This window comes from Actinacidiphila yanglinensis (assembly GCF_900107965.1).
GTDB lineage: Bacteria > Actinomycetota > Actinomycetes > Streptomycetales > Streptomycetaceae > Actinacidiphila > Actinacidiphila yanglinensis.
The window spans coordinates 235,640-257,020 of record NZ_FNVU01000003.1 but is presented as its reverse complement, the minus strand read 5'-3'; the positions used below and the strand labels follow the sequence as shown (position 1 = coordinate 257,020).

Here is a 21,381-nt window from a genome sequence, read left to right as displayed (position 1 = left end):
CCCCTCCGCCGCACGCATGCCTGCTTGCTGGCATCCCCGGGTCGAACCCTCACCACGGCTGTCGATGTCAACAATCACCATCCCTGCGCAAGATATTTACCTTCCTTCATTCGCGATCCTCACATCTTCGGCTCAGTCGAGTCAACGTGCTTGCGCGATCCAACTCCCCGCTATGGGCGACTATGTGACGCTTCGTCGGTTTCCCCGGGGTGCGGCTCCGAGTTTTTTCGTTCCGCGGCTTGAATATTTCCGGGCTGTGCTTTCATTCTTGTGCGGCCGGGTCCGGTGGATTCGCGTACCGGCCGTCCGGCACCCCTGAAATTCGTGGGAACGACCGAAGGAGAAGCCATGCGTACGACGTTCGAGCGGGTCGGCGACCGCATTCTGCGTGCCGTAGCACCCAAGAGGGAGGCGGCGGCCTGCGGTTGGGGCCCCTACAAGCCGATCTGGGAGGTCGGCGACGAGGTCATGTACGAGAGCATCAACTCGTGCAGCGGAGCGGTGCGTTGCCAGCTCCACATCAGCGGCGTCGTGTACGCCGCCGACTGCGGCGTCTGACCCGCCGGTCATCTCGTGGGGGTGCGTGGGGGCGACCGGAATTCGCCCCCACGCACCACCCGCCAGTATCTCGCAGAAAACCCGGGGTGGAATACGTGATTCCGATATCCCATTGGGCGCAAGTGGAATCCCGGCTCGTCCTCGCGATGGTGTTCGCTTTCTCCGCCGCGACCAAGGTGTTTCCGGCCGGCGGCTACGCAAGTTTTCGCAAGTCATTTGCGGAACTGAGCGGTCCGCTCGGCCGGTGGACGGCCGGGCACCGTGGCGACCGGGCCCTGCCGGCCGCGGTGCCCGCCGCGGAGGCCCTGCTCGTGGCGGGCCTGCTCGCGCCCGCCGGCTCCGACCTCGCGCTGGCCGCCGCGTTCGTCCTACTACTGGCGTTCAGCGCGGCCCTGGCCGGGGCGCTGCGGCGCGGCAGCACCGTCTCCTGCAACTGCTTCGGGGCCGGCCACGCGCCCGTCGGCCGCGCCCAGTTGGCGCGCAATGCCCTGCTCATGGCGACCGCGGGCACCGGGCTGGCCGGCTCGCTCGGCGACTCGGGAGCCCGGCCGATCGGCGTGCCCGCGCTGCTGGTCGGCGTCCTGGCCGCGACCGCGCCCGCCTGGATCGCCGCGTTCTGGGACGACCTGGCGGACCTGCTCGCGACGCCCGGCTGACCCCGGTCCCGCCCGCGCCCAGCGCACGAACCCGCACGCCCGCACCCGGCACCCAACCCCTTCTCCAAGGAGGCCCCACCATGGTGGTCCTGACGGCCGCCGTCATCGTCGTCGGCGTCCTGTGCGTGCTCAACCTCGCGGTCAGCGGCGCGGTGATCCGCCGGCTGCGCACCGCTGCCGCTCCCGGCGGAAGCGTCCCTTCGCACGGCCTCGCACCCGGCGCCGCGGTACCGGAGGTGGACCTGCGCGACGCGCGGGGCGAGCCGGTGACCGGGGAGTCGCTGCGCGGGCACCCCACGCTGGTCGCCTTCTTCGCCACCACGTGCCCGGAGTGCGCGCGGCATGCACCCGAACTGGCCACGCGCGCAGGGGCGTTGGCGGCGTCGGGCGTGCACCTCCTGTCGGCCCTCGTCGACACCGGTGCCGACCGGGAGGGCCTGCGCCCGCTGCTCTCCTCGACCGGCCGCCTGCTGGTGGGCGAGGACGCCGCGGAGCTGGCCAGGCGGTTCCGCAGCGACCTGACCCCGGCGTACTTCCTGGTCGGCGCCGACGGACGGGTCGTCGCGAGCGGGCCCGCGCTGGGCGCGCTGCCGCTGCCGCTCCCGATCGGCTGACCCGGATGCGCCGCCGCACCACCGAACAGCCCTCCGGCTTCTGGTCGTTGCTGCTCCGGGCCTGCGCGCTGTACGTGCGGGCGGCCCCGGTCTCCGCGCTGGTCCGGGTCGCCACCACGCTGCTGTCCGGGGTCGCGCCGATCGCCACCGCCTGGGCCACCAAGTCCGTCCTGGACCGGCTCGGACGGCACGCCGGCCCGCCCCTGTGGCTCGCGGTCGGCGTGCTGGCCACCGTCGGCGGGGTGCTGGCCGTCGCGCAGGAGCTGTCCCGCTACAGCGACCGTGAGGCCGACCGCCGGATCACCCTGCACACGCAGTCCGCGCTGTTCACCGGTATCGGCGCACGGCAGGGCCTGGCCGAACTGGAGGACCCCGGCCACCAGGACCGGCTCCGGCTCGCCCAGCAGGCCAGCCAGAGCAGCCCGCAGCTGATCGTCGGCGCCGTGCTCACCGTCGTGCAGAGCGCGCTGACCGTCGGCACCTTCGTCACGGCGCTCTGCGCGTTCTCGCCGCGGATCGCCCTGCTCGTGCCGGCCGCCGCGCTGCCCGCCCTGTTCGCCCAGATCCGGCTGGGGCGCCGGCGCGGCGAGATGGCCGAGCTGACCACGCCCCTGCTGCGGCGCCAGGTCTTCTACGTGACGCTGATGACCGACCTCCGCGCGGCGAAGGAGATCCGGCTGTACGGCCTGGGCGGGTTCTTCCGGGACCGGATGCTGCGGGACCTGTGCGGCGCGCAGGAGGGCAACCGCGCCGTGGATCGCACGGTGCTGCGCGTCGACGGGTCGCTCGGCCTGCTGTCCGCGGGGGTGTCGGCCGCCGCCCTGTTCCTGGCGGTGCACCGGATCGACTCCGGCCACGGCAGCGTCGGCGAACTGGCCGTGGTCACCGGCGCGCTGGCCGGCGTCCAGCTCAGCATCGCCTCCCTGGTGAGCCTGCTCGGCGGGATGAGCCAGGCACTGATGCTCTTCCGCCACTACACCGACCTGGTCCGCCCGCCTGCCGCCCCGCCCGGTCCCGGGCCGACGGCGGACGACGGGCCGGCCGGGGAGGCGGGCCCGCTGGTCGAGGGCGCCGCCCTGCGCGGGGTGTGGTTCCGCTACCACCCCGACCACGACTGGGTGCTGCGCGGCGTGGACCTGACGATCCGCCCGGGGGAGTCCGTCGCCCTCGTCGGCCTCAACGGCGCCGGCAAGTCGACCCTGGTCAAGCTGCTGCTCGGGCTCTACCGGCCGACCCGGGGCAGCGTCACCTGGAACGGCACCGACCTCGCCCGCCTCGACCTGCCCTCCGTACGCCGCCGGATCGGTGCGGTCTTCCAGGACTTCATGACGTACGACATGTCCGCCGCCGACAACATCGCCGTCGGCGACCTCTCCGCCCTGCACGATCTGCCCCGGCTGCGCGACGCCGCCGCCCGCGCCGGGATCGACGGCGGGCTCGCCGCGCTGCCGGACGGATACGCCACCTATCTCAGCCGCATGCACGTGCGGAACCCCGGCGCGCGCGCCACGGGCGGCAGGGTGGGCCGGCGCGGCGGCGGGCCGGATGGGGCACCGAAGGGGGCGCCGGGCAGCGGGACCGGCGTGCTGCTGTCCGGCGGGCAGTGGCAACGGGTCGCCCTGGCCCGCGCCTTGCTCCGCGACGACGCGGACCTGCTGATCCTGGACGAACCCTCCTCCGGCCTCGACCCAGTGGCCGAACGCGAGATCCACCGCGGGCTGCGCGACCACCGTCGCGGGCGCGCCGGCCTGCTGATCTCGCACCGGCTCAGCACCGTGCGCGACGCCGACCGCATCGTCGTCCTGGAAGGCGGCAGGATCGTCGAGGAGGGCGACCACGCGGCCCTGATGGCCCGCGACGGCCGCTATGCCGCGCTCTTCCGCCTCCAGGCCGAGGGCTACCAGCTCTCCGACGACCCGGTGGGCTCCGCGTCCTGAACGGGCCGCGCCCGGCACCCGGCTACTCGCCCAACGCCGCGCCGATCAGGGCGAGATGGCGAGCCACCGGGCCGGCCGTCAACATGCCGGTGCCCGCGCCCGCGAGTTCGGCGGCGGCCGGCACCAGGCGGGCGCGGGCGGCCCGCAGGGCCGGGCGGTCGGCGAAGTGCGCGGCGAGGCACGCGTGCAGGCAGCACAGGGCCTCGTAGGTGAGGTCGGCGGGCGGCTCGGGCACGGCGCCCAGCGCGTCGCGAGCGTCGGCGCGCCGGCCGTCGCGCAGCAGGAGGAACGGCTCGGCCCAGGGGCGGTACGGGCCCCAGTCCGCGCCGGGCTCGATCCGCCCGGCGGCGTCCTCGACGGGCGCGGCGCCGTCCGCGAGCCGGCGGCACAGCAGCGCGAGCGGCAGCAGGCCGCGCCGTACGCCGGGCATGCCCGCGCCCTCCAGCCGGGCGTCGGCTGCCCGGTACGCGGCCTCGGCCGGACCCGGCGGCCCACTGGCGGCCAGCCGCAGCGCCGCGTACCACTCGGTGAAGACGCCGACCAGCGGCAGTTCGTGGCGTACGGCCAGGCGGTCCGCCGCGGCGGCATGCGCGTCGGCGGCGGCGAAGTCGGCGCGCGCGGCCCGCGCCTGCATCCGGATCAGGTGCCCGAGCACCTCGAAGGTCGCGAGGCCGTGCCGGGCGGCGAGCGTGACGAGTTCGGCGCCGACCTCGTCCCGGCGCGGGGCCAGGCCGGCCCGGGTGCAGGACTGCATGAACACCCCGTTGAGCGCGTACGCGAGCAGCCCCGGATCGTCCAGCCGCCGCGCGGCCTCCTCGGCCGCCCGGGCCGCCTCCGGGCCGCGCGGGGAGCGGGTGCCGCGCATCTCGACCGCGATCGTGGCGAGCAGGCGGCAGCGCGCCGCGTCGTACGGCTCCGGCGCCCGGCCCGTACCCCGCGAGGGCAGCGCCGCCAGGGTGCGTTCGGCCGCCTCGACGATCCGCGCGTCCGACGCGGGGTCGTCGCCCCGGGTCCAGATCGCGGGCACGTCGTAGCCGCCGATCACCCGGGTGGTCAGCTCCGGGTCGACGAGTTCCTCCGCCGCGGAGATCGCCGCGAGCCGGTGCCGCCGGGCCGCCTCCAGCCCGCCGCCCCCGGTCACCGCGAGGTTGCGGATCAGGCCGACGGTCGACTCCAGCCGGGCCCTGGCGCCCCCGCCGACCGTACGGTCGTAGGCCGCGGCGGTCTCCCGCCACAACCGGTCGGCGGAGCTGGGGGGTTCGGGGGCCGGGTCGGGGTCGAGGCGCGGGTCCTGGGCGAGGATCTCCGCCTCCAGGCGGCGCAGCCGCGGGCCCGGGTCCACCCCCAGCCGGTCGACGAGCATGGCCCTCGCGCGGCGCAGGACCGCCAGCGCGTCGCCCTGGCGGCCACCGCGGTACAGCGCGAGGGCCAGCAGCCGCCAGGCGTCCTCGCGCCAGGGATGGTCGGCGAGGTGGGCGTCCAGGTCCGGCACCGCCTCCGCGGCCAGCCCCAGCGCCAGCCGCGCCTCGGCCCGGCGCTCCTCGGCCTGGAGGCGGAGTTCGGCGAGCCGGGCGCGTTCGGCCCGCGCCCAGTGCTCATCCGCGAACTCGGCGAACGCGGGGCCGCGCCACATTCCGAGGGCTTCCTGGAGCCGGTCCAGCGCCTGTGCGGGTGGCAGCGTGGCGGCGGCGCGTACCGCGGCTTCGAACCGCCAGGCGTCCACCGCGTCCGGCTCCGCCCGCAGCGCGTACCCGGGTCCCTCCGTCACCAGCAGCCGGGCCGGGGTCCTCGGCGGTCGTTCCGGCTCCAGCACCCGGCGCAGCGCGGCGACGAACGTCTGCACCGCGCCCACCGCTCCCCGCGGCGGTTCCTCCCACAGGTCCTCGACGAGCCGCGCCACCGGTACGACCCGCCGTCGGGCCACCACCAGCCGGGCCAGCACCGCTTTGTGCCGCGGGCCCTTCAGTGCGAGCGGCCTCCCGCCGCGCTCCCCCACGACCGCGCCGAGCACCCCGAACACCACGTCCTCCATCCCCCCACGCTACGGCTCCCCCCGTACCAGCCCGGCCCGGACTCGGCCTCCACCCGGCAAGTGGTTGCCCGCGCAGTTCGCCGCGCCCCTGTGCGTGCGGGTCCCCCGTCGAACGCGGGCGAGCGGCGTGTTCTCCAGGGCCGCGGGGAACTGCGCGACAAGCCACCCACCGCGTAGCGGTCGGAATCGAGGCGCGGCCACGACGGCGAGCCTCCGAGGGGCGCGGGGAACTGCGCGACAAGCCACCCACCGCCGGATGGTCCGGGAACCGACAGGACTGGGCACCCCGGGCGGACCGGGGCACACTGATTCGTTGCTGATCGGGGCGGGAGAAGCTGGACCTCCCACCGGAAAAAACCAGCCCAGAACGGCTCAAAAACCCATGGCACCGACACCCCTCGCGATCCCGAACTTCGAGCAGCGCCGCGTCCCCGTGGCGGAAGGCGTCAGCCTCAACGTGGCGATCGGCGGCTCGGGCCGCCCCCTCGTGCTGCTGCACGGCTTCCCGCAGACCCACCTGATGTGGCGGCACGTGGCCGCCGACCTCGCCGCGGACCACACCGTGATCTGCCCGGACCTGCGCGGGTACGGCGCGAGCGACAAACCCGCCGACCCGGACGGCACCGCCTACAGCAAGCGCACGATGGCGGCCGACACCGTCGCCCTGGCCCGGGCGCTCGGGCACGACCGCTTCGCGCTGGCGGGCCACGACCGCGGCGCGCTGGTCGCGTTCCGCGCCGGGCTCGACCACCCGGACGCGGTGACGCACCTGGCCTGTCTGGACGTGCTGCCCACCCTCGACATGTGGGCGGCGATGCACGGCACCTCGGCCGCGATCGGCTTCCACCTGTACCTGATGGCGCAGCCGCCCGGCCTGCCCGAGCAGATGATCGGTGCGGCGCCGGACGCGTTCTTCGGGCACTTCCTGGACGCGTGGTCCGGCGACCCCGGCGCGCTGCCGGCGGAGGTGCGTACGGCGTACCTGGAGGCGTGCCGCGCGGCCGTCCCGTCGATCGTCGCCGACTACCGCGCGTCCGCCGGGATCGACGTCGACCACGACCGGGCCGACCGGGAAGCCGGGAACCGGCTGCGGATGCCGGTCACCGTGCTCCAGCAGGACTGGGGCGCGGCCCTCGGCTACGACGCGCGCGAACTGTGGAGCGGGTGGGCGTCCGACCTGGTGCACACCACCGTCGGCTGGGGCCACTTCATGGCGGAGGAGGCCCCCGCGGAGGTGGCCGCGGCCCTGCGCGCACTGCTGGCCCGCTGACCGCGGCGCCGCCGCACGCCCGGGCCGTCCCCCTCCGCTACGCCGAGGGCATGTCCTCCTCGGGGAGCCAGTGCCGCTGCGGGTCGTGGTCGAGCCAGCCCTCGTCGCGGGCGGCCGCGGCGAAGGCCGCGAGCAACTGCGGGAGCACCGCGTGCCGTTCGTGGGTACGCCACACCGCGTGCCAGGCGTAGAGGGGCACCGGGCCGGCGAGGGCCGCTTCGTGCAGGTCGGCGGCCGGCGGCACCTCGACGTCGGCGCAGATCAGCGAGAAGTGCTCGGGGTGGTCGTGGAGGTACCCGAAGAAGGGGTCGAGGCCGAGGTTGATCCCGGCGAAGTCGGCCGGCACCGCGAAGTGCGCGGCGAAGGCGGCCAGAAACCCGACGCGCCCGGCGGGTGCGGGGAACCACATCCGCCCGGCCCGCAGGTCCGCGGGGCTGAGCACGTCCACCCCGGCCAGCGGGTTCTCCCGGCTCATCACGGCCTTGACCGGCTCCAGCCGGACCAGCCGCCGGGTGACGGCGGGCGGCCAGGGCTCGTCCAGCGCGTGGGTGCGGCCCAGGCCGAAGTCGATCTCGCCGGACCGCAGTCCGGCCATCGCCTCGGTGAAGCCGGGCCGCGGGCCCAGCTCGATGGCGAGGCCGGGTTCGCGGTCCACCAGCGTGCGGAGGGTGCGCATCGGGGCGAAGAGGTGGCCCCAGACGCCGATCCGCAGCGGGCGCTCGTCGAGCCGGGCGGCGGCGACCGCGGCCTCGCCGGCCCGGACCAGTTCCCGGGCCGGTTCGAGGAAGCGCCGCCCGGCCGCGGTCAGTTCCACGCCGTGGCCGGTCCGCTCGAAGAGCTTGCGGCCCAGGGCGTCCTCCAGCCGGGCCACCCGCTTGGACAACGCCTGCTGGGTGAGGAACAGTTCGGCGGCCGCCTGCCCGAAGTGCAGCCGTTCGGCCGTCACCGTGAAGGCCCGCACCTGGGCCAGGTCCAGGTCCATCGCCGCACCCCCGCTCACGTCGCCCGTTCACACCTGCCGGGTCGGCAGGATGATCACCTGCCGCAGGTTAACCCGGGCCGGGCGGCTGGTGGCATAGCCGATCAGGTCCGCGATGTCCTGCGGGGTCATCGCCTCCATCGCCTCGAACATGCCGTCCAGCTCGGCGGCGAGCCCCGGGTTGTCGACGTGCCCGCCCAGTTCGGTGCCGGTCAGGCCGGGTTCGATGTTGGTCACCCGCACGCCGCGCGGGCCGAACTCGGCGCGCAGCGAGGCCGACAGGTGGGTGAGCGCGGCCTTGGTGGCGCTGTAGACGGCGTACCCGGGGAAGGTCAGGTGGGCGCCGATCGAGGAGACGTCCACCAGGTCGGCGACCCCCGACGCCCGCACCTTCTACCGGGACTGGCCGGCCGTCGCCGCCGAGACCGTCGCGTACCTGCGGCTGTACGCCGGGCGCCGCCCGGACGACGAGCGGCTGGCCGCGCTGGTCGGCGAGCTGTCCGTGCACAGCGAGGACTTCCGGCGGCTGTGGGCGGACCACCAGGTCAAGGAGAAGACATACGGCGTGAAGCGGCTGCGCCATCCTCTCGCCGGCGACCTGGACTTCGGGTACGAGACGCTGGCGCTGCCGGGCGAGCCGGACCAGTTGCTGGTGGCGTACACCGCGCCGGCCGGCTCGCCGACCGCGGAACGTCTGGCGCTGCTGGCGAGCTGGAACGCCGGCGGATCGGTGGACCGGGCCGGCTCCGGGGACTCCGCCGCGGGAGTACGCGCCGGTGAGGAGGCGCCGTGAAAAGCGCTGGACACCTCTCGCGGGGCTGGACTACGGTCACGACCACGTCCAGCCAGGACCCGGAAGAGGAGGCGAGAGCGATGTCGACATTCATTCTGCCGCGCTCCCGCCCGTCCGCTGGACGTTCGTGACTCCGTACGGGAGCGCACCGCGAACTCCCGAAGGACTCACATGTCTGATCTGGTTCTCCGCTCGCTGACCGCGGGCGAGTCCCCCCTGTTCACCTCCCTGCCCGCCTCGGCGGAGGTCGGCCGTGCCCTGCTCGGGCAGGACTTCGCCACCCTCGACGCGGGCGGCGAGTACCGCCCCGAGTGGTCGTGGGTCGCCCTGCGCGACGGCGTCGTGGTGGCCCGCGCCGCATGGTGGGCCAAGCCCGGCGACGCCGAGCCGGTCGCCCTGGACTGGTTCGACTTCGCGGACGGCGAGGAGGCCGCCGCGGTCGAACTCCTGCGGGCCGCGCCGCTGTTCGCCGAGTACGGCATCGTCCTGCCGTCCGGCTGGCGCGAGCACCCCGCGCCGCGCGCCGCGTACGAGGCGCGGGCGGCCGCCGCCGAGGCCGCCGGGATGCGCAAGCTCGTGGAGCGCTACCGCTACACCTGGACCGCGGGCGAGGACCCGCTGCCCGAGCGCACCGGACGGCTGGTGTACCGGCCGGAGCCCGACGACGGCGCCTTCCGCGCGGTCATGGCCCGGATCATGACGGGCACGCTGGACGCGCACGACCGGATGAACCTGGACGCGCACGGGCTGGACACCGCGCTCGACGAGACCCTCGCCGTGCTCGACTGGATGCCCTCGCCCAACGACTGGCGGCGCGTGGCGTACACCCCGCAGGGCGAGGTGGTCGGCGTGCACATCCCGGCCCGCAACCCGGCCATGGCGTGCATCGGCTTCATCGCGGTCGTGCCCGAGCAGCGCGGCCGCGGCTACGCGTACGACCTGCTGGTCGAGTGCACGCACGACCTGGTGGAGCGGGGCGCCGACCGGATCGCCGCCGCGACCGACCAGCCGAACTTCCCGATGGCCCGCGCCTTCGCACGGGCCGGGTACCCGATCACCCAGGAGCGGGTGGACTTCGTCTAGTGCTGCACTAGAGCGGCCCGTCCCCGGGCATGCATGTGCCCGGGGACCATCGCGGTCCCGGTACGGGACGGGCGCCACGGGGTACCACCCGACGGAGCCGGGAACGACGAGGGGCCGGGACGACCGGGCCGGACAGGAGCCGTTGCGTGCTGTTCGAGGTGTGGGCGCCGAACGCCGGCAAGGTGGAGGCACTGATCGACGGGCAGGCGTACGGCATGGGGCCCGACCCCGCGCGGGCCGGCTGGTGGCTGGCCGACCTGACCGCGGAGCACGGCACCCGGTACACCTACCGGCTCGACGGCGGGCAGCCGCTGCCCGACCCGCGCTCGCGGCGGCAGCCGGACGGCCCGGACGGGCCGAGCGCGGTGGTCGACCAGGACGCCTTCTGCTGGAAGTCGCCGTGGCCGGGCCGCGGCCTGCCGGGCGCGGTGCTCTACGAGCTGCACGTCGGCACGTTCACCCCGCAGGGCACCTTCGACGCGGCGGTGGAGCGGCTGCCGCACCTGGCCCGGCTCGGCATCACCCATGTGCAACTGATGCCGGTCTGCCCCTTCCCCGGCACCAACGGGTGGGGCTATGAGGGCGTGTCCCTGTGGGCGGTGCACGAGCCCTACGGCGGGCCCGAGGCGATGAAGCGCTTTGTCGACACGGCGCACCGGCACGGCCTGGGCGTGGTCCTGGACGTGGTGCACAACCACCTGGGCCCCTCCGGCAACCATCTGCCGCCGTTCGGGCCGTACTTCACCGACCGGCACCACACCCCCTGGGGAGACGCGGTCAACCTCGACGCGCCCGGCTCCGACGAGGTGCGCGACTTCCTGATCGGCAGCGCGCTGGCCTGGCTGCGGGACTACCGCCTCGACGGCCTGCGCCTGGACGCGGTGCACGCCCTGGTCGACACCCGCGCGCTGCACTTCCTGGAGGAGCTGTCCACCGCCGTGGACGGGCTGTCGGCGGCGCTCGGCCGGCCGCTGTTCCTCATCGCCGAGTCCGACCTGAACGACCCGCGCACCACCGCGCCGCGCGACGCGGGCGGCCTGGGCCTGCACGCCCAGTGGAACGACGACTTCCACCACGCCGTGCACACCGCCGTCACCGGGGAGAACCAGGGCTACTACGCCGACTTCGCCGCCGCAGGTCCCAACGCGCTCGCCAAGGTGCTCACCCACGGCTTCTTCCACGACGGCGCCTGGTCGTCCTTCCGCGGCCGCCACCACGGCCGCCCGCTGGACGTGGCGACGGTGCCGGCGCACCGGCTGCTCGGCTACGCCCAGACCCACGACCAGATCGGCAACCGGGCGACCGGTGACAGGCTCACCGGTCAGCAACTCGGCGCCGCCGCCGCGCTGGTGCTGACCTCGCCGTTCACCCCGATGCTCTTCATGGGCGAGGAGTGGGGGGCGACCACACCCTGGCAGTTCTTCACCGACCACGACGACCCGGAGCTGGCCGCGGCCATCACCCGCGGGCGGCGGCGGGAGTTCGGGGCGCACGGCTGGGCCGAGGAGGACGTGCCCGACCCGCAGGACCCGGCCACCCGGGACCGGTCCTGCCTGGACTGGGCGGAGGCGGACAAGCCCGCGCACCGCGAACTGCTGGAGTGGTACCGCGACCTGATCGCCCTGCGCCGCTCCGAACCCGCCCTCACGTCACCGCAGTTGGACACCATCACCGCCACGGCGGGCGGCCGCACCCTGCGGATCTCGCGCGGGCCGTTCTGCATCCTGGTCAACTTCTCCGACGCCCCCGCCCGGGTCCCGCTGCGCCGCCCCTACCACGTGCTGATGGCCCGCCCCGAGTGCCGCGTCGTGCCCGGTCCCACCGTCCGGCTCCCGCCCCGGGGCGCGGCCGTCCTGCGCGCCTCCGAGCCGGGTTCCGACGGGGTTACGGTGAAGCCGTGAACCAGCCGCCCCCGGACACCGGGACCCCAGCCGCCGCTCCCGCCGCGGAACCGCGCGCCGACTGCGTGCTGTGCGGCGAACCCACCGAGCACCCCAACAGCACCAAAGGCGCGACCCTCTGCCCGGTGTGCGAGTGGCAGGAGGCGCAGCGCACCGCCTGCTCGGGCTGACCCGCGCCGCCACCCGGCGGCCGGCTCACAGGGCGAGCAGCAGCCGGCGGTACTTCTCCGGGTCGAAGCCGGGCTCCGGATACTCCGGGCCGATCCGCTCCAGGTGCTCCAGCAGGAGCCGGCTGATCGCCCAGTTCCGGTACCACTTGCGGTCCGCCGGGACCACGTACCAGGGCGCCTCCTGCGTCGAGCAGCGCTCCAGCACCGCCTCGTACGCCTGCTGGTAGTCAGGCCAGCGCGCGCGGTCCTCGACGTCGGTGGGGCTGAACTTCCAGTGCTTGCCGGGCCGGTCCAGCCGGGCCAGCAGCCGGGCGCGCTGCTCCTCGGGGCTGATGTGCAGGAAGACCTTCAGCACGGTCACGCCGTCCTCGGCCAGCCCGCGCTCGAAGCGGTTGATCTCGGCGTAGCGGCGGCTCCAGGTCGCCTCGGGGACCAGGTCGTGCACCCGGGCGATCAGCACGTCCTCGTAGTGCGAGCGGTCGAAGACGCCGATCTCGCCCGGCTGCGGGAGCGCCTTGCGCACGCGCCACAGGAAGTTGTGCCGGAGTTCCTCCTCCGTGGGCGCCTTGAACGCCCGCACCCGCAGGCCGACCGGGTTGAGCCCCGCGACCACGTGCTTGACGGTGCCGCCCTTGCCGGAGGTGTCCATGCCTTGCAGGACCAGCAGCAGCCGGCGCGGGTCGCCGCCGACCGCACTCTGGGCGAACAGCTTCTCCTGCAGTGCGGCCAGGCGCGGCCGCAGCCGCTCGATCTCCGCGAGGCCCTTCTTCTTGCCCCCGGGACCCCCCGGAGTCCCCCGCGGGTCGTACGCCGACAAGTCCACCGGCTCCCCACCCGGCTCCACCCGCAGCAATCCGCCCAGTTCCACCATCCCCCCATCCTGCGGGCATTCCCCCGCCTCCGCCATCCGCCCCCGGGGTTCGCCGCGCCCCGGGGCAGGTGCTGCCGGTTCTCACGGTGCCCGTGCACTGTGGCTCGTCGCAGTTCTCCCCCGGCCTGGCGGCTGGGAGGTCGGGTCTCCCGCAGGCGACGGTGCCCTGACACGCTGGCCATGCGAACGAACGGCAACTCAAGGGGCGCGGGGAACTGCGCGAGCGACCCACCACCGACAGGTGGTCCCTCAACCGGCAGAACGGGGCACTCCGGAGGGTCGAAGTGGAGGACCCGCACAAACCAGGGGCGTGGGGAACTGCGCGAGCAACCACAGCCGGACCGCAAGGTCCCGCAACAACAGAACGGGGCACCCCGGAGGGTCAGGCGAACCGCGAGGAATCCCGCGCGAGCGACGTCAGCCTGGACACCGCCCGGAAATACTTCTTCCGATACCCCCCGGAGAGCATCTCCGCGGAGAACAGCTGATCGAACCGCACCCCGGACGCCATCACCGGCACCTCGCGGTCGTAGAGCCGGTCCGCGAGAACCACCAGCCGCAGCGCCGCGGCCTGATCGGTGACCGGCCGCACCCCCCGGAGGAACACCGCCGCCACACCGTCCACGAGCGCGCCGTACCGGCTGGGATGGACCGCGGCGAGGTGCGCGGCCAGCGGCCCGAAGTCGTCGAGCGCCGCGCCGGGCGTCCGCGCGGCGGCCGCGGTGACCTGCGCGTCGGTGTAGGGGTCGGGGGCCTGCGGCAGCCCCCGGTGCCGATAATCGTCCCCGTCGATCCGCAGCGAGGTGAACCGGGCGGACAGCCCCTGGATCTCCCGCATGAAGTCGGCGGCGGCGAAGCGGCCCTCGCCCAGCTTCCCGGGCAGCGTGTTGGAGGTGGCGGCGAGCCGCACCCCGGCCGCCGCGAGGCGGGTGAGGAGGGTGGAGACGAGCACGGTGTCGCCCGGGTCGTCCAGCTCGAACTCGTCGATGCAGACCAGGCGGTGGGAGCTGAGCGCGTCGACGGCCGGGCGGAAGCCGAGCGCGCCCACGAGGTTGGTCAGCTCCACGAAGGTGCCGAACGCCTTCTGCTCGGGCGGGGCCTCGGCGGCGTGCCACAGGGAGGCGAGCAGGTGGGTCTTGCCGACGCCGTACCCGCCGTCCAGATAGACCCCGCCGGGGATGCTCGGCCGCTCGGGCTCCCTGACACGGAACCACTTCCGCCGGGCGCTCCCGGGGGCCGGACCGCCGATCCCCGCCGCGAACTCCTCCAGCGCGCGCACCGCCCGGGCCTGGCTGGGCTGCGCCTGGTCCGGGACGTACGTCGCGAACCGGACCGCGCCGAACCGCGGCGGAGGCACCAACTCGGCGAGCAGCCGGGTGGCGTCCACGTGCGGGTCGCGCTCGGCGAGCACGACCGGTGCGGCTGTTCCTGCGGTGACTTCCCCTGACACGACATCCCACAGTACCTGGGCCGCCCGACCGCCCCCGCATCCGGTGGGGGCGGCCCCGGACGGGCAGGCGGGGGAAGGGCGGCCGGACACCGCACGGCGCGCACGGAGGCGGCCGGGAACGGATGGGAGACTGCGGAAATGCAGCAACTGTTCCCCCCGCCCGGACCGGCGGCGCACCCGGTCGACCTGGCGGAGAGCTACGCGTACCCCCCGCGGGAGGCGGGCCCCTACCTGCGGGCGAACATGGTCGCCTCGCTGGACGGCGCCGCCCGCCACGAGGGCCGGTCGGCCGCCCTGTCCTCCGCCGCGGACATGCGGATCTTCGGCACGCTGCGCGCGCTGGCCGACGTGATCGTGGTGGGCGCGGAGACGGTCCGCCAGGAGGGCTACCGCCCGGCGAAGGCCCGCGCGGCGTTCGCCGAGCGCCGCGCCGCGGCCGGCCAGACCCCGGCCCCGGCCGTCGCGGTGGTCAGCCGGCGGCTCGACCTGGACTTCACGGCGCCGCTGTACACGGCGCCGAGCACCCCGACGCTGGTGCTGGCGGGCGCCGGGGCCGACCCGAGGCGCCGGGCGGCGGCCGAGGCCGCGGGGGTGCGGGTCGTGATCGCCGGGGAAGGCGAGGGGGTGGACCCGGTGCGCGCGGTACGCGAACTGGCGGCGCTGGGTCTGACGCGGATGCTGCACGAGGGCGGCCCGCGGGTACTCGCCCAGTTCGCGGCGGCGGAGGTGGTGGACGAGCTGTGCCTGACGGTGTCGCCGTTCGCCGTCGGCGGTGACGCCCCCCGGATCATGAACGGGCCGGGGGTCGCGGGGCCGGCCCGCTTCGCGCCGGCGTCGGTGCTGGAGGAGGACGGCTTCCTGTTCACCCGCTACGTCAAACGATCGGAGCCGCAGGTCACGGCATAAGGCACTCTCCCGGGGGACGTGCGGCGGAAAAAAGCGGATTCCTTCGTTCCGCTTCGTGTCCCGCGGGAACAATGGAAGCGGTGCCCGGTGAGGATCAGGGCCTCGCTCGCGAGAGAGAAGGACGCGTCCGTGTTCACGACCGTACTCATGATCGAGAGGCCGCTCGCCGCGGCCGATGTGGAGCTGGTCACCACTCTGCACGGTGACGAGCAGGTCTCCTTCGTCGTTCTCATGCAACCCCGCGGCGACCAGGACCGCCTGCTGCGGGCCGTGGACGACGTGGCGCTCGGCCACCTCGACGACGCCGCCCGGGAGAACGAGGTGCCGGAGGGCCAGGACGCCTACCCGCCCGCCGAGCGCTCCCTCGCGCACTCCGTGGAGGCGTTGCGGGCCGCCGGCAAGCAGGCCGAGGGCGAGGTGGTGCAGAGCCACCCGCTGGACAAGCTGAAGGATGTGGTCGAGCAGCACAGCGCGGACGAGGTGGTCGTGCTGACCGCGCCGCACTTCGTGGAGGAGTTCTTCCACCGGGACTGGACCTCCCGGGCCCGGCACAAAGTGGGCGTGCCGGTGCTGAAGCTGTTCGCGCAGCAGGACTGAGCGCGGCGCGGCGGCAGCGGCGGGGGCCGCCCGCGCGGAGATGCAAGAATCGTGGCCTGGTTCGTCCGTCCACCACTTCCTGGAGACCCGCGCATGAGCCCGTCCGGCCCGCCCGTACCCCCCGACCTGGACCGACCGCACTTCATCGGCATCGGCGGCGCCGGGATGTCGGGGATCGCGAAGATCCTCGCCCAGCGGGGGGCGCGGGTGGCGGGCAGCGACGCGAAGGACTCCGAGACGGCGCAGGCGCTGCGGGCACTGGGCGCGACCGTGCACATCGGCCATGATGCGGCGCACCTTGCGCCCGACGCGTCGGCCGTGGTCGTCTCCAGCGCGATCCGCGCGCAGAACCCCGAGCTGGTCGCGGCCCGTGAGCGGGGCCTGCCGGTGGTGCACCGCAGTGACGCGCTGGCCGCGCTGATGGAGGGCACCGTCCCGATCGCGGTGGCGGGCACGCACGGCAAGACCACCACCACCTCCATGCTCGCGGTGGCGCTGGGCACGCTGGGCCTCGACCCGTCGTACGCGATCGGCGGCGACCTGGACGCGCCCGGGTCCAACGCGCAGCACGGCGGCGGCGGGATCTTCGTCGCCGAGGCCGACGAGTCGGACCGCAGCTTCCACCGGTACGCCCCGCAGGTCGCGGTGGTCCTCAACGTGGAGCTGGACCACCACGCGAACTACGCGTCCCTGGAGGAGGTGTACGCGTCCTTCGAGGAGTTCGTCGGCAAGGTGCTGCCCGGCGGCACCCTGGTGATCTCCTCCGACCAGTCCGGCGCGGTCGAGCTGACCTCCCGGGTGCGGGACATCGGCGGCCTGCGGATCGTGACCGTCGGCGAGGCCGAGGGCGCGGACGTGCGGATCACGCGGATCAACCCGCGCGGGCTGACCAGCGAGGTCAGCGTGCTACTGGACGGCCGCATGCTCACCTTCACTGTCTCGGTGCCCGGCCGGCACTACGCGCACAACGCGGTCGCCGCCCTGGCCGCGGGCATCGCCGCCGGCGCGCCCGCCCGCAACCTGGCGTCCGCGCTGGCGAAGTACACCGGGGTCAGGCGGCGCCTGCAGCTCAAGGGCGAGGCCGCGGGCGTGCAGGTGATCGACTCCTACGCGCACCACCCGACGGAGATGGCCGCCGATCTGGCCGCGATCCGCCAGGCCACGGGCACGGGCGGCACCGACGGCGGGCCGCAGGCGGGCCGGGGCAGGGTGCTGGTGGTCTTCCAGCCGCACCTGTTCAGCCGGACCAAGGAGCTGGGCACCGAGATGGGCGGCGCGCTCGCGGCGGCCGACGCCTCGCTGGTCCTGGACATCTACCCGGCCCGCGAGGACCCGCTGCCGGGCATCACCAGCGAGCTGATCGTGGACGCGGCCCGGGCGGCGGGCGCCGACGTGACGGCCGTGCACGACCGGGACGCGGCCGTGGACCTGGTGGCGGGAATGGCGAAGCCCGGTGATCTCGTTCTCACCATGGGGGCCGGGGACGTGACGGACCTCGGTCCCCTGATTCTCGCCCGGCTCGCCGACTGACCGTCCGAGCCCGACTGAGGAGGTTCGCATGTCGCAGGAAGCGCGCAAGTACCAGGTCGACAAGACCGACGAGCAGTGGCGCTCCGAGCTGTCCCCGCAGGAGTACGCGGTGCTGCGCCAGGCCGGTACGGAGCGCCCCTTCACCGGGGAGTACACCGACACCAAGACCGAGGGCGTCTACTCGTGCCGTGCCTGCGGCGCGGAGCTGTTCCGGTCGGACACGAAGTTCGAGTCGCATTGCGGCTGGCCCTCCTTCTACGACCCGGCCGAGTCCGACGCGGTCGAGCTGATCGAGGACCGCTCGATGGGCATGGCCCGCGTCGAGGTGCGCTGCGCCAACTGCGGCTCGCACCTGGGCCACGTCTTCGAGGGCGAGGGCTACCAGACCCCCACCGACCAGCGCTACTGCATCAACTCGATCTCGCTGCGGCTGGCCCCCGCCGAGAGCTGACCTCCCGCCTCCTCCCCCGGTCCCGGTAGGGTGATCGGTCACGCACCGAACCGGGGGGATGGCCGTGGACGGCAGCAGCGGCACGGACAGCAGCGGCATGACGGACGGCGCCGAGGACGCTGCGGACCACGACGTCCTCGTCGTCGGCGGCTGCGGTGTCGACACCGTCGTCCGGGTCGACGAGCTGCGGATCCCCGGCGGCGACTCGCTCCCGGTGCCGCCGATCCGGGACTACGTCGCGCACGCGGGCAACGGCGTGGCGCTGAACTTCCACGCCCTGGGCCGCCGCACCAAGTTCCTCGACTTCCTCGGCGACGACATGCTCGGCCGCCTGATCCTGGACCGCTACGCCTCGGCCGGCCTGGACTTCGACCACCTGCCCGCTCCGGCCGGCACCCCGCGCAGCGTCAACCTGGTCGACCGCGAGGGCCGCCGGTTCTCCTTCTTCGACGGCCGCCACCCGGCCGACCTGCTGATGCCGGTCTCCTTCTGCGGTCCGCACCTGGACCGCGCCCGGCACGTGTACCTCTCCCGCTCGCACGTCAACCGCGAACTGTTCGCCGAGGCCCGGCGGCGCGACGTCCCGGTGTCGACCGACCTGCACGCCTGGAACGGTACCGACCCGTCGGCGCACCCGTGGGCGTACGGCGCGGACTACCTCTTCATGAGTGCCGCCGCGGTCCCGGGGCGGGCACCCGACGTCCTGCGCGGGATCATCGCCCGCGGCCGGGCCCGTCTCGCGGTGGCCACCGACGGCGCCGCCGGATCGTACGTGGTGGAACGCGCCCGGCCCGAGCTGGTCCGGCACTTCCCGGTGGTCCGCCCCGAGCTGCCGGTGGTGGACAGCAACGGCGCGGGCGACGCCTACGTCACGGCCTTCCTGCACACCCTCTTCGACGGCGGCGATCTCGACCAGTGCGCGCTGGCCGGGGCGGTCTCGGGGGCGTTTGCCTGCGGGCACCACGGCACCCACGAGGCGCAGATCGGCGCCGCCGAACTCGCCGCCGGCTGCCTGCGGGCGGTCACGCCGCCGATGGCGGAGGGCGTCGTCGACGCCCTCCCGGGCGGAGCCGCCGCCGGCGCGTGAGGCACTGCCGGGTTTCGGACGGTCCCGGGTCAGGGCCGCGCGGCTCCCAGTCGGGCGACCGCCCGCACCGACACCCACAACGCCGCCACCGCCGCGCAGGTCGCCCCGACCAGGGCGACCACCGGGTAGTGCACCGCGCCGGTCTGCGACCCGTGCACGAGCGAGGTCACCGCGGCCTGCGCCGGCGACCCGGTGGTCAGCAGGACGGCGCCTGCGAAGAACCCCGTGACCAGCACCGACCAGCCCGTCCCCGGCAGCAGCGGCGGATTCGTCAGCGCGCCGACCGCCGTGCCGAGCAGCACCGACACCGCCGCGGCCATCAGCCCGGCCAGCACCGCGGGGCCGACCGGGACGGCGACCGTCAGATCGTCCGTGTGCGCCCCGCTGACCACCGCGACGACCCCGGTACCGGCCAGCGCGAGCAGCGTGGAGGCGGCCAGCGCGGCGAGCAGCGCCCCCAGGTGCGCGCGGCCCGGTCCCACCGCCGAGGCCGTGCAGGCCCGCGCGGCCCCCGGTTCACCCGTCGCGCACACCCGCACCAGCCACGCGGCGACCGGCAGCAGCAGCGCGCCCGCGTACCCCAGCGAGCCGAGCAGCGGCTGGCCGCCGGCCACGCCGATGCCCATCACGGCGCCGTAGAGGAGGAGCGGCGGCAGCCAGCGGTGCGAGCGCAGCATCAGGTCGGACTGGTAGCGGACCAGCGCGCCGAGCGTCCGCCGCGGGCGGCCGGCGGGGGCGGCACCGGCCGTCTCCCGCGCGGGCGGCGTCGCCCCGGGCACCGGCGGACCGGGCGGCGGCGCGCTCGTGCGGACCGCCTCGATGTGCCAGGGCGGCTCGGCGCCGAGCAGCGCGCGCAGCACGCCGTCGGACTCCCCCGCCGGCGCCTCGACCGTCAGCCGCCCGCCGACGGCCGGACGGGGCCCGAACGGCCGGACCGCGGGCGGCACTTCACCGTCGCCCGCGGCCTCGATGACCACGTGCCCGGCCGCGGTGTCCCGGTACGGGTACGGGCCCGCGCCGCCCGCGACCTGCCGGACCTCACCGCCCCCGGCCACCGCGTACACGGCGGTCGCCTCACCGGCGAGGCGGTGCGGGTCGTGGTCGACGTAGAAGACGGTCGCCCCCGCGCCGGCCCGCTCGCGCACCACGTCGTCGAGCACCGCGCGGGCCGAGGTGTCCAGGCCGGTCCACGCCTCGTCGAGGACGAGCAGTTCCGGATCGGCGAGCAGCGCCTGCGCGACGGCGACCTTCTGGCTGGTGCCCTTGGACAGTTGGTCGAGCGGGGTGCGGGCGTGACCGGCGACGCCGAACCGCTCCAGCCAGTGCTGGGCCCGGGCCCGGGCGAGGTCCGGCGGCAGCCCGCGGATGGCGCCGAGATGGGTGAGGTAGCGCAGCACGGGGAAGGGCAGCGCGGCCGGGAACCGTTCCGGGACGTACGCCGTGCCGGCCGCGGGCCGCCCGAGCAGGCGCCCGGAAGTCGGCCGGTCCACTCCCGCGACGATCCGCAGCAGCGTGGACTTCCCGCTGCCGTTGGCGCCCTCGACCCGCACCAGCGAGCCGCCCGGCGCGTCCAGCGTCACGTCCCGCAGCACCCAGGGGCCGCGCAACCCGTAGCGCCGCCCGACCTCGTCGAGCCGCAGCCCCTCGGGCCGCGGCCCGTTCGCGTCCAGCACGCCCCCATCCTGACCCACCCCGCGGGGCCCGCAAAGCGCCGGTGGGACACTGGCCGGGTGAGCAGCCCCTTCCAGCACGAGGCGACCGACCGCGACGCCGCGCCCCAGTACGTCCTGCCCCTCGTGGTCCGGATCGAGCGCGAGACGCCGCCGGCCCGCACCGACGCCCTCGAGACGGCGGCCCGGGCCGTCCTGACCCTGCTGTCCGACGAGCGGGCGACCGCCGAGGACGGCGAGTGGACGGCCGCGGTCCACGCCTGGCAGGACGCCCGCATCCGCAAGGTCGTGCGGCGCGCCCGCCGCAGCGAGTGGCAGCGCGCCGAGGCGCTGCCGGGGATCACCGTCACCGGCAAGACCGCCGAGGTCCGGGTCTTCCCCCCGATCCCGCTCGACGGCTGGCCCAAGGATCTGTCCCGGCTCCAGGTGTCCGGCACCGAACTCGACGACCCCGAGCCGCCGCCGCCCGCCGACCCCGTCCACCCCGTGCTCTGGATGGCGCCGGACGTCGCCATGTCCGCGGGCAAGGCCATGGCCCAGGCCGGGCACGGCGCCCAGCTCGCCTGGTGGGAACTCGACGCCGAGCAGCGCCGCGCCTGGCGCGAGGACGGCTTCCCCCTCGCGGTCCGCACGGCCTCCCCCGCGGAGTGGTCACGGCTCGCCGCGTCCGGGCTCCCCGTGGTCCGCGACGCCGGTTTCACCGAGGTGGCACCGGACTCGGCGACGGTGATCGCCCAGCACCCCGCGTTGCTGGGGTAACGCGACCCCCAGGGTGCCCCTGCCCGCCGGTCGAGGGACCACCTGCCGGTGGTGGGTCACTCGCGCA

General features: G+C 74.9%; 20 protein-coding genes and 1 pseudogene. 15 read left to right on the top strand and 6 right to left on the bottom strand.

The window, feature by feature from the left end; genetic code table 11:
• Window positions 1-348 precede the first annotated feature (348 nt).
• The 4 genes from C4U44_RS08105 to C4U44_RS08090 all read left to right on the top strand — a co-directional run bounded on the left by C4U44_RS08105 (window position 349) and on the right by C4U44_RS08090 (window position 3,765).
• Window positions 349-558: a hypothetical protein gene (locus C4U44_RS08105; RefSeq protein WP_103884970.1), complete on the top strand. Its 210-nt coding sequence runs from the start codon at window positions 349-351 to the stop codon at window positions 556-558.
• A 122-nt stretch (window positions 559-680) separates the two neighbouring features.
• Window positions 681-1,214 (top strand): MauE/DoxX family redox-associated membrane protein, encoded by a 534-nt coding sequence (locus tag C4U44_RS08100; protein WP_103884969.1) that lies wholly within the window; start codon window positions 681-683, stop codon window positions 1,212-1,214.
• Window positions 1,215-1,294: 80 nt separating this feature from the next.
• The gene (locus C4U44_RS08095) at window positions 1,295-1,828 is read left to right on the top strand and encodes a TlpA family protein disulfide reductase (RefSeq protein ID WP_103884968.1); all 534 of its coding nucleotides are present in this window, start codon (window positions 1,295-1,297) and stop codon (window positions 1,826-1,828) included.
• 5 nt (window positions 1,829-1,833) lie between these two features.
• Entirely contained in the window at window positions 1,834-3,765 is a 1,932-nt protein-coding gene (locus tag C4U44_RS08090; RefSeq protein ID WP_107503978.1) for an ABC transporter ATP-binding protein, read from the top strand.
• Between the two features lie 22 nt (window positions 3,766-3,787).
• Here the strand turns inward: C4U44_RS08090 and C4U44_RS08085 are convergent, their stop codons facing one another.
• Window positions 3,788-5,797: an AfsR/SARP family transcriptional regulator gene (locus C4U44_RS08085; RefSeq protein ID WP_103884967.1), complete on the bottom strand. Its 2,010-nt coding sequence runs from the start codon at window positions 5,795-5,797 to the stop codon at window positions 3,788-3,790.
• Window positions 5,798-6,179: 382 nt separating this feature from the next.
• On the opposite strand from C4U44_RS08085, the gene C4U44_RS08080 reads away from it, so the two are divergent.
• A complete protein-coding gene (locus C4U44_RS08080; RefSeq protein WP_103884966.1) occupies window positions 6,180-7,067 on the top strand; it encodes an alpha/beta fold hydrolase in 888 nt (295 codons plus the stop codon).
• Between the two features lie 37 nt (window positions 7,068-7,104).
• Here the strand turns inward: C4U44_RS08080 and C4U44_RS08075 are convergent, their stop codons facing one another.
• On the bottom strand, window positions 7,105-8,067 hold the full coding sequence (locus tag C4U44_RS08075; protein ID WP_235031911.1) for a LysR family transcriptional regulator: 963 nt from the start codon (window positions 8,065-8,067) through the stop codon (window positions 7,105-7,107).
• 9 nt (window positions 8,068-8,076) lie between these two features.
• A pseudogene (locus C4U44_RS08070) lies at window positions 8,077-8,418 on the bottom strand (SDR family oxidoreductase); the annotation flags it as partial.
• Between C4U44_RS08070 and C4U44_RS08065 the strand changes: the two are divergent.
• The 4 genes from C4U44_RS08065 to C4U44_RS41880 all read left to right on the top strand — a co-directional run bounded on the left by C4U44_RS08065 (window position 8,393) and on the right by C4U44_RS41880 (window position 11,993).
• Entirely contained in the window at window positions 8,393-8,839 is a 447-nt protein-coding gene (locus tag C4U44_RS08065; RefSeq protein ID WP_160145006.1) for an MmyB family transcriptional regulator, read from the top strand. The pseudogene C4U44_RS08070 and the gene C4U44_RS08065 sit on opposite strands and share 26 nt — an antisense overlap.
• Before the next feature lie 171 nt (window positions 8,840-9,010).
• Window positions 9,011-9,922 (top strand): GNAT family N-acetyltransferase, encoded by a 912-nt coding sequence (locus C4U44_RS08060; RefSeq protein WP_103884963.1) that lies wholly within the window; start codon window positions 9,011-9,013, stop codon window positions 9,920-9,922.
• Window positions 9,923-10,068: 146 nt separating this feature from the next.
• Window positions 10,069-11,823, top strand: coding sequence for a malto-oligosyltrehalose trehalohydrolase (gene treZ / locus C4U44_RS08055; protein WP_235031910.1), 1,755 nt, complete (start codon window positions 10,069-10,071; stop codon window positions 11,821-11,823).
• The gene (locus tag C4U44_RS41880) at window positions 11,820-11,993 is read left to right on the top strand and encodes a hypothetical protein (RefSeq protein ID WP_200823173.1); all 174 of its coding nucleotides are present in this window, start codon (window positions 11,820-11,822) and stop codon (window positions 11,991-11,993) included. Before treZ ends, C4U44_RS41880 begins: the two co-directional genes overlap by 4 nt.
• 25 nt (window positions 11,994-12,018) lie before the next feature.
• Here the strand turns inward: C4U44_RS41880 and C4U44_RS08050 are convergent, their stop codons facing one another.
• Entirely contained in the window at window positions 12,019-12,864 is an 846-nt protein-coding gene (locus C4U44_RS08050) for a PPK2 family polyphosphate kinase (protein ID WP_235031909.1), read from the bottom strand.
• 382 nt (window positions 12,865-13,246) lie between these two features.
• Window positions 13,247-14,314, bottom strand: a complete 1,068-nt coding sequence (zapE, locus tag C4U44_RS08045; protein WP_103884961.1) for a cell division protein ZapE — start codon at window positions 14,312-14,314, stop codon at window positions 13,247-13,249.
• A 138-nt stretch (window positions 14,315-14,452) separates the two neighbouring features.
• On the opposite strand from zapE, the gene C4U44_RS08040 reads away from it, so the two are divergent.
• The 5 genes from C4U44_RS08040 to C4U44_RS08020 all read left to right on the top strand — a co-directional run bounded on the left by C4U44_RS08040 (window position 14,453) and on the right by C4U44_RS08020 (window position 18,885).
• Entirely contained in the window at window positions 14,453-15,220 is a 768-nt protein-coding gene (locus C4U44_RS08040; RefSeq protein ID WP_103884960.1) for a pyrimidine reductase family protein, read from the top strand.
• A 129-nt stretch (window positions 15,221-15,349) separates the two neighbouring features.
• Window positions 15,350-15,817 (top strand): indole-3-glycerol phosphate synthase, encoded by a 468-nt coding sequence (locus C4U44_RS08035; RefSeq protein ID WP_103884959.1) that lies wholly within the window; start codon window positions 15,350-15,352, stop codon window positions 15,815-15,817.
• A 93-nt stretch (window positions 15,818-15,910) separates the two neighbouring features.
• Complete coding sequence (gene murC / locus C4U44_RS08030; protein ID WP_103884958.1) at window positions 15,911-17,347, top strand: UDP-N-acetylmuramate--L-alanine ligase; 1,437 nt, start codon at window positions 15,911-15,913, stop codon at window positions 17,345-17,347.
• Window positions 17,348-17,375: 28 nt separating this feature from the next.
• Window positions 17,376-17,798, top strand: a complete 423-nt coding sequence (msrB, locus tag C4U44_RS08025; protein ID WP_103884957.1) for a peptide-methionine (R)-S-oxide reductase MsrB — start codon at window positions 17,376-17,378, stop codon at window positions 17,796-17,798.
• A gap of 64 nt (window positions 17,799-17,862) precedes the next feature.
• Window positions 17,863-18,885: a carbohydrate kinase family protein gene (locus C4U44_RS08020; RefSeq protein ID WP_322973576.1), complete on the top strand. Its 1,023-nt coding sequence runs from the start codon at window positions 17,863-17,865 to the stop codon at window positions 18,883-18,885.
• Between the two features lie 29 nt (window positions 18,886-18,914).
• On the opposite strand, the gene C4U44_RS43420 is transcribed toward C4U44_RS08020, so the two are convergent.
• Complete coding sequence (locus C4U44_RS43420) at window positions 18,915-20,558, bottom strand: ATP-binding cassette domain-containing protein (RefSeq protein WP_322973575.1); 1,644 nt, start codon at window positions 20,556-20,558, stop codon at window positions 18,915-18,917.
• A gap of 57 nt (window positions 20,559-20,615) precedes the next feature.
• On the opposite strand from C4U44_RS43420, the gene C4U44_RS08010 reads away from it, so the two are divergent.
• On the top strand, window positions 20,616-21,314 hold the full coding sequence (locus tag C4U44_RS08010) for an aminoacyl-tRNA hydrolase (protein WP_103884956.1): 699 nt from the start codon (window positions 20,616-20,618) through the stop codon (window positions 21,312-21,314).
• Window positions 21,315-21,381 lie beyond the last annotated feature (67 nt).

Bases quoted from the DNA above. Each gene is read 5' to 3' on its own strand.
- C4U44_RS08105 (WP_103884970.1), top strand. From the start codon at position 349: ATGCGTACGACGTTCGAGCGGGTCGGCGACCGCATTCTGCGTGCCGTA.
- C4U44_RS08095 (WP_103884968.1), top strand. From the start codon at position 1,295: ATGGTGGTCCTGACGGCCGCCGTCATCGTCGTCGGCGTCCTGTGCGTG.
- C4U44_RS08090 (WP_107503978.1), top strand. From the start codon at position 1,834: ATGCGCCGCCGCACCACCGAACAGCCCTCCGGCTTCTGGTCGTTGCTG.
- C4U44_RS08085 (WP_103884967.1), bottom strand. From the start codon at position 5,797: ATGGAGGACGTGGTGTTCGGGGTGCTCGGCGCGGTCGTGGGGGAGCGC.
- C4U44_RS08080 (WP_103884966.1), top strand. From the start codon at position 6,180: ATGGCACCGACACCCCTCGCGATCCCGAACTTCGAGCAGCGCCGCGTC.
- C4U44_RS08060 (WP_103884963.1), top strand. From the start codon at position 9,011: ATGTCTGATCTGGTTCTCCGCTCGCTGACCGCGGGCGAGTCCCCCCTG.
- C4U44_RS08050 (WP_235031909.1), bottom strand. From the start codon at position 12,864: ATGGTGGAACTGGGCGGATTGCTGCGGGTGGAGCCGGGTGGGGAGCCG.
- C4U44_RS08040 (WP_103884960.1), top strand. From the start codon at position 14,453: ATGCAGCAACTGTTCCCCCCGCCCGGACCGGCGGCGCACCCGGTCGAC.
- murC (WP_103884958.1), top strand. From the start codon at position 15,911: ATGAGCCCGTCCGGCCCGCCCGTACCCCCCGACCTGGACCGACCGCAC.
- msrB (WP_103884957.1), top strand. From the start codon at position 17,376: ATGTCGCAGGAAGCGCGCAAGTACCAGGTCGACAAGACCGACGAGCAG.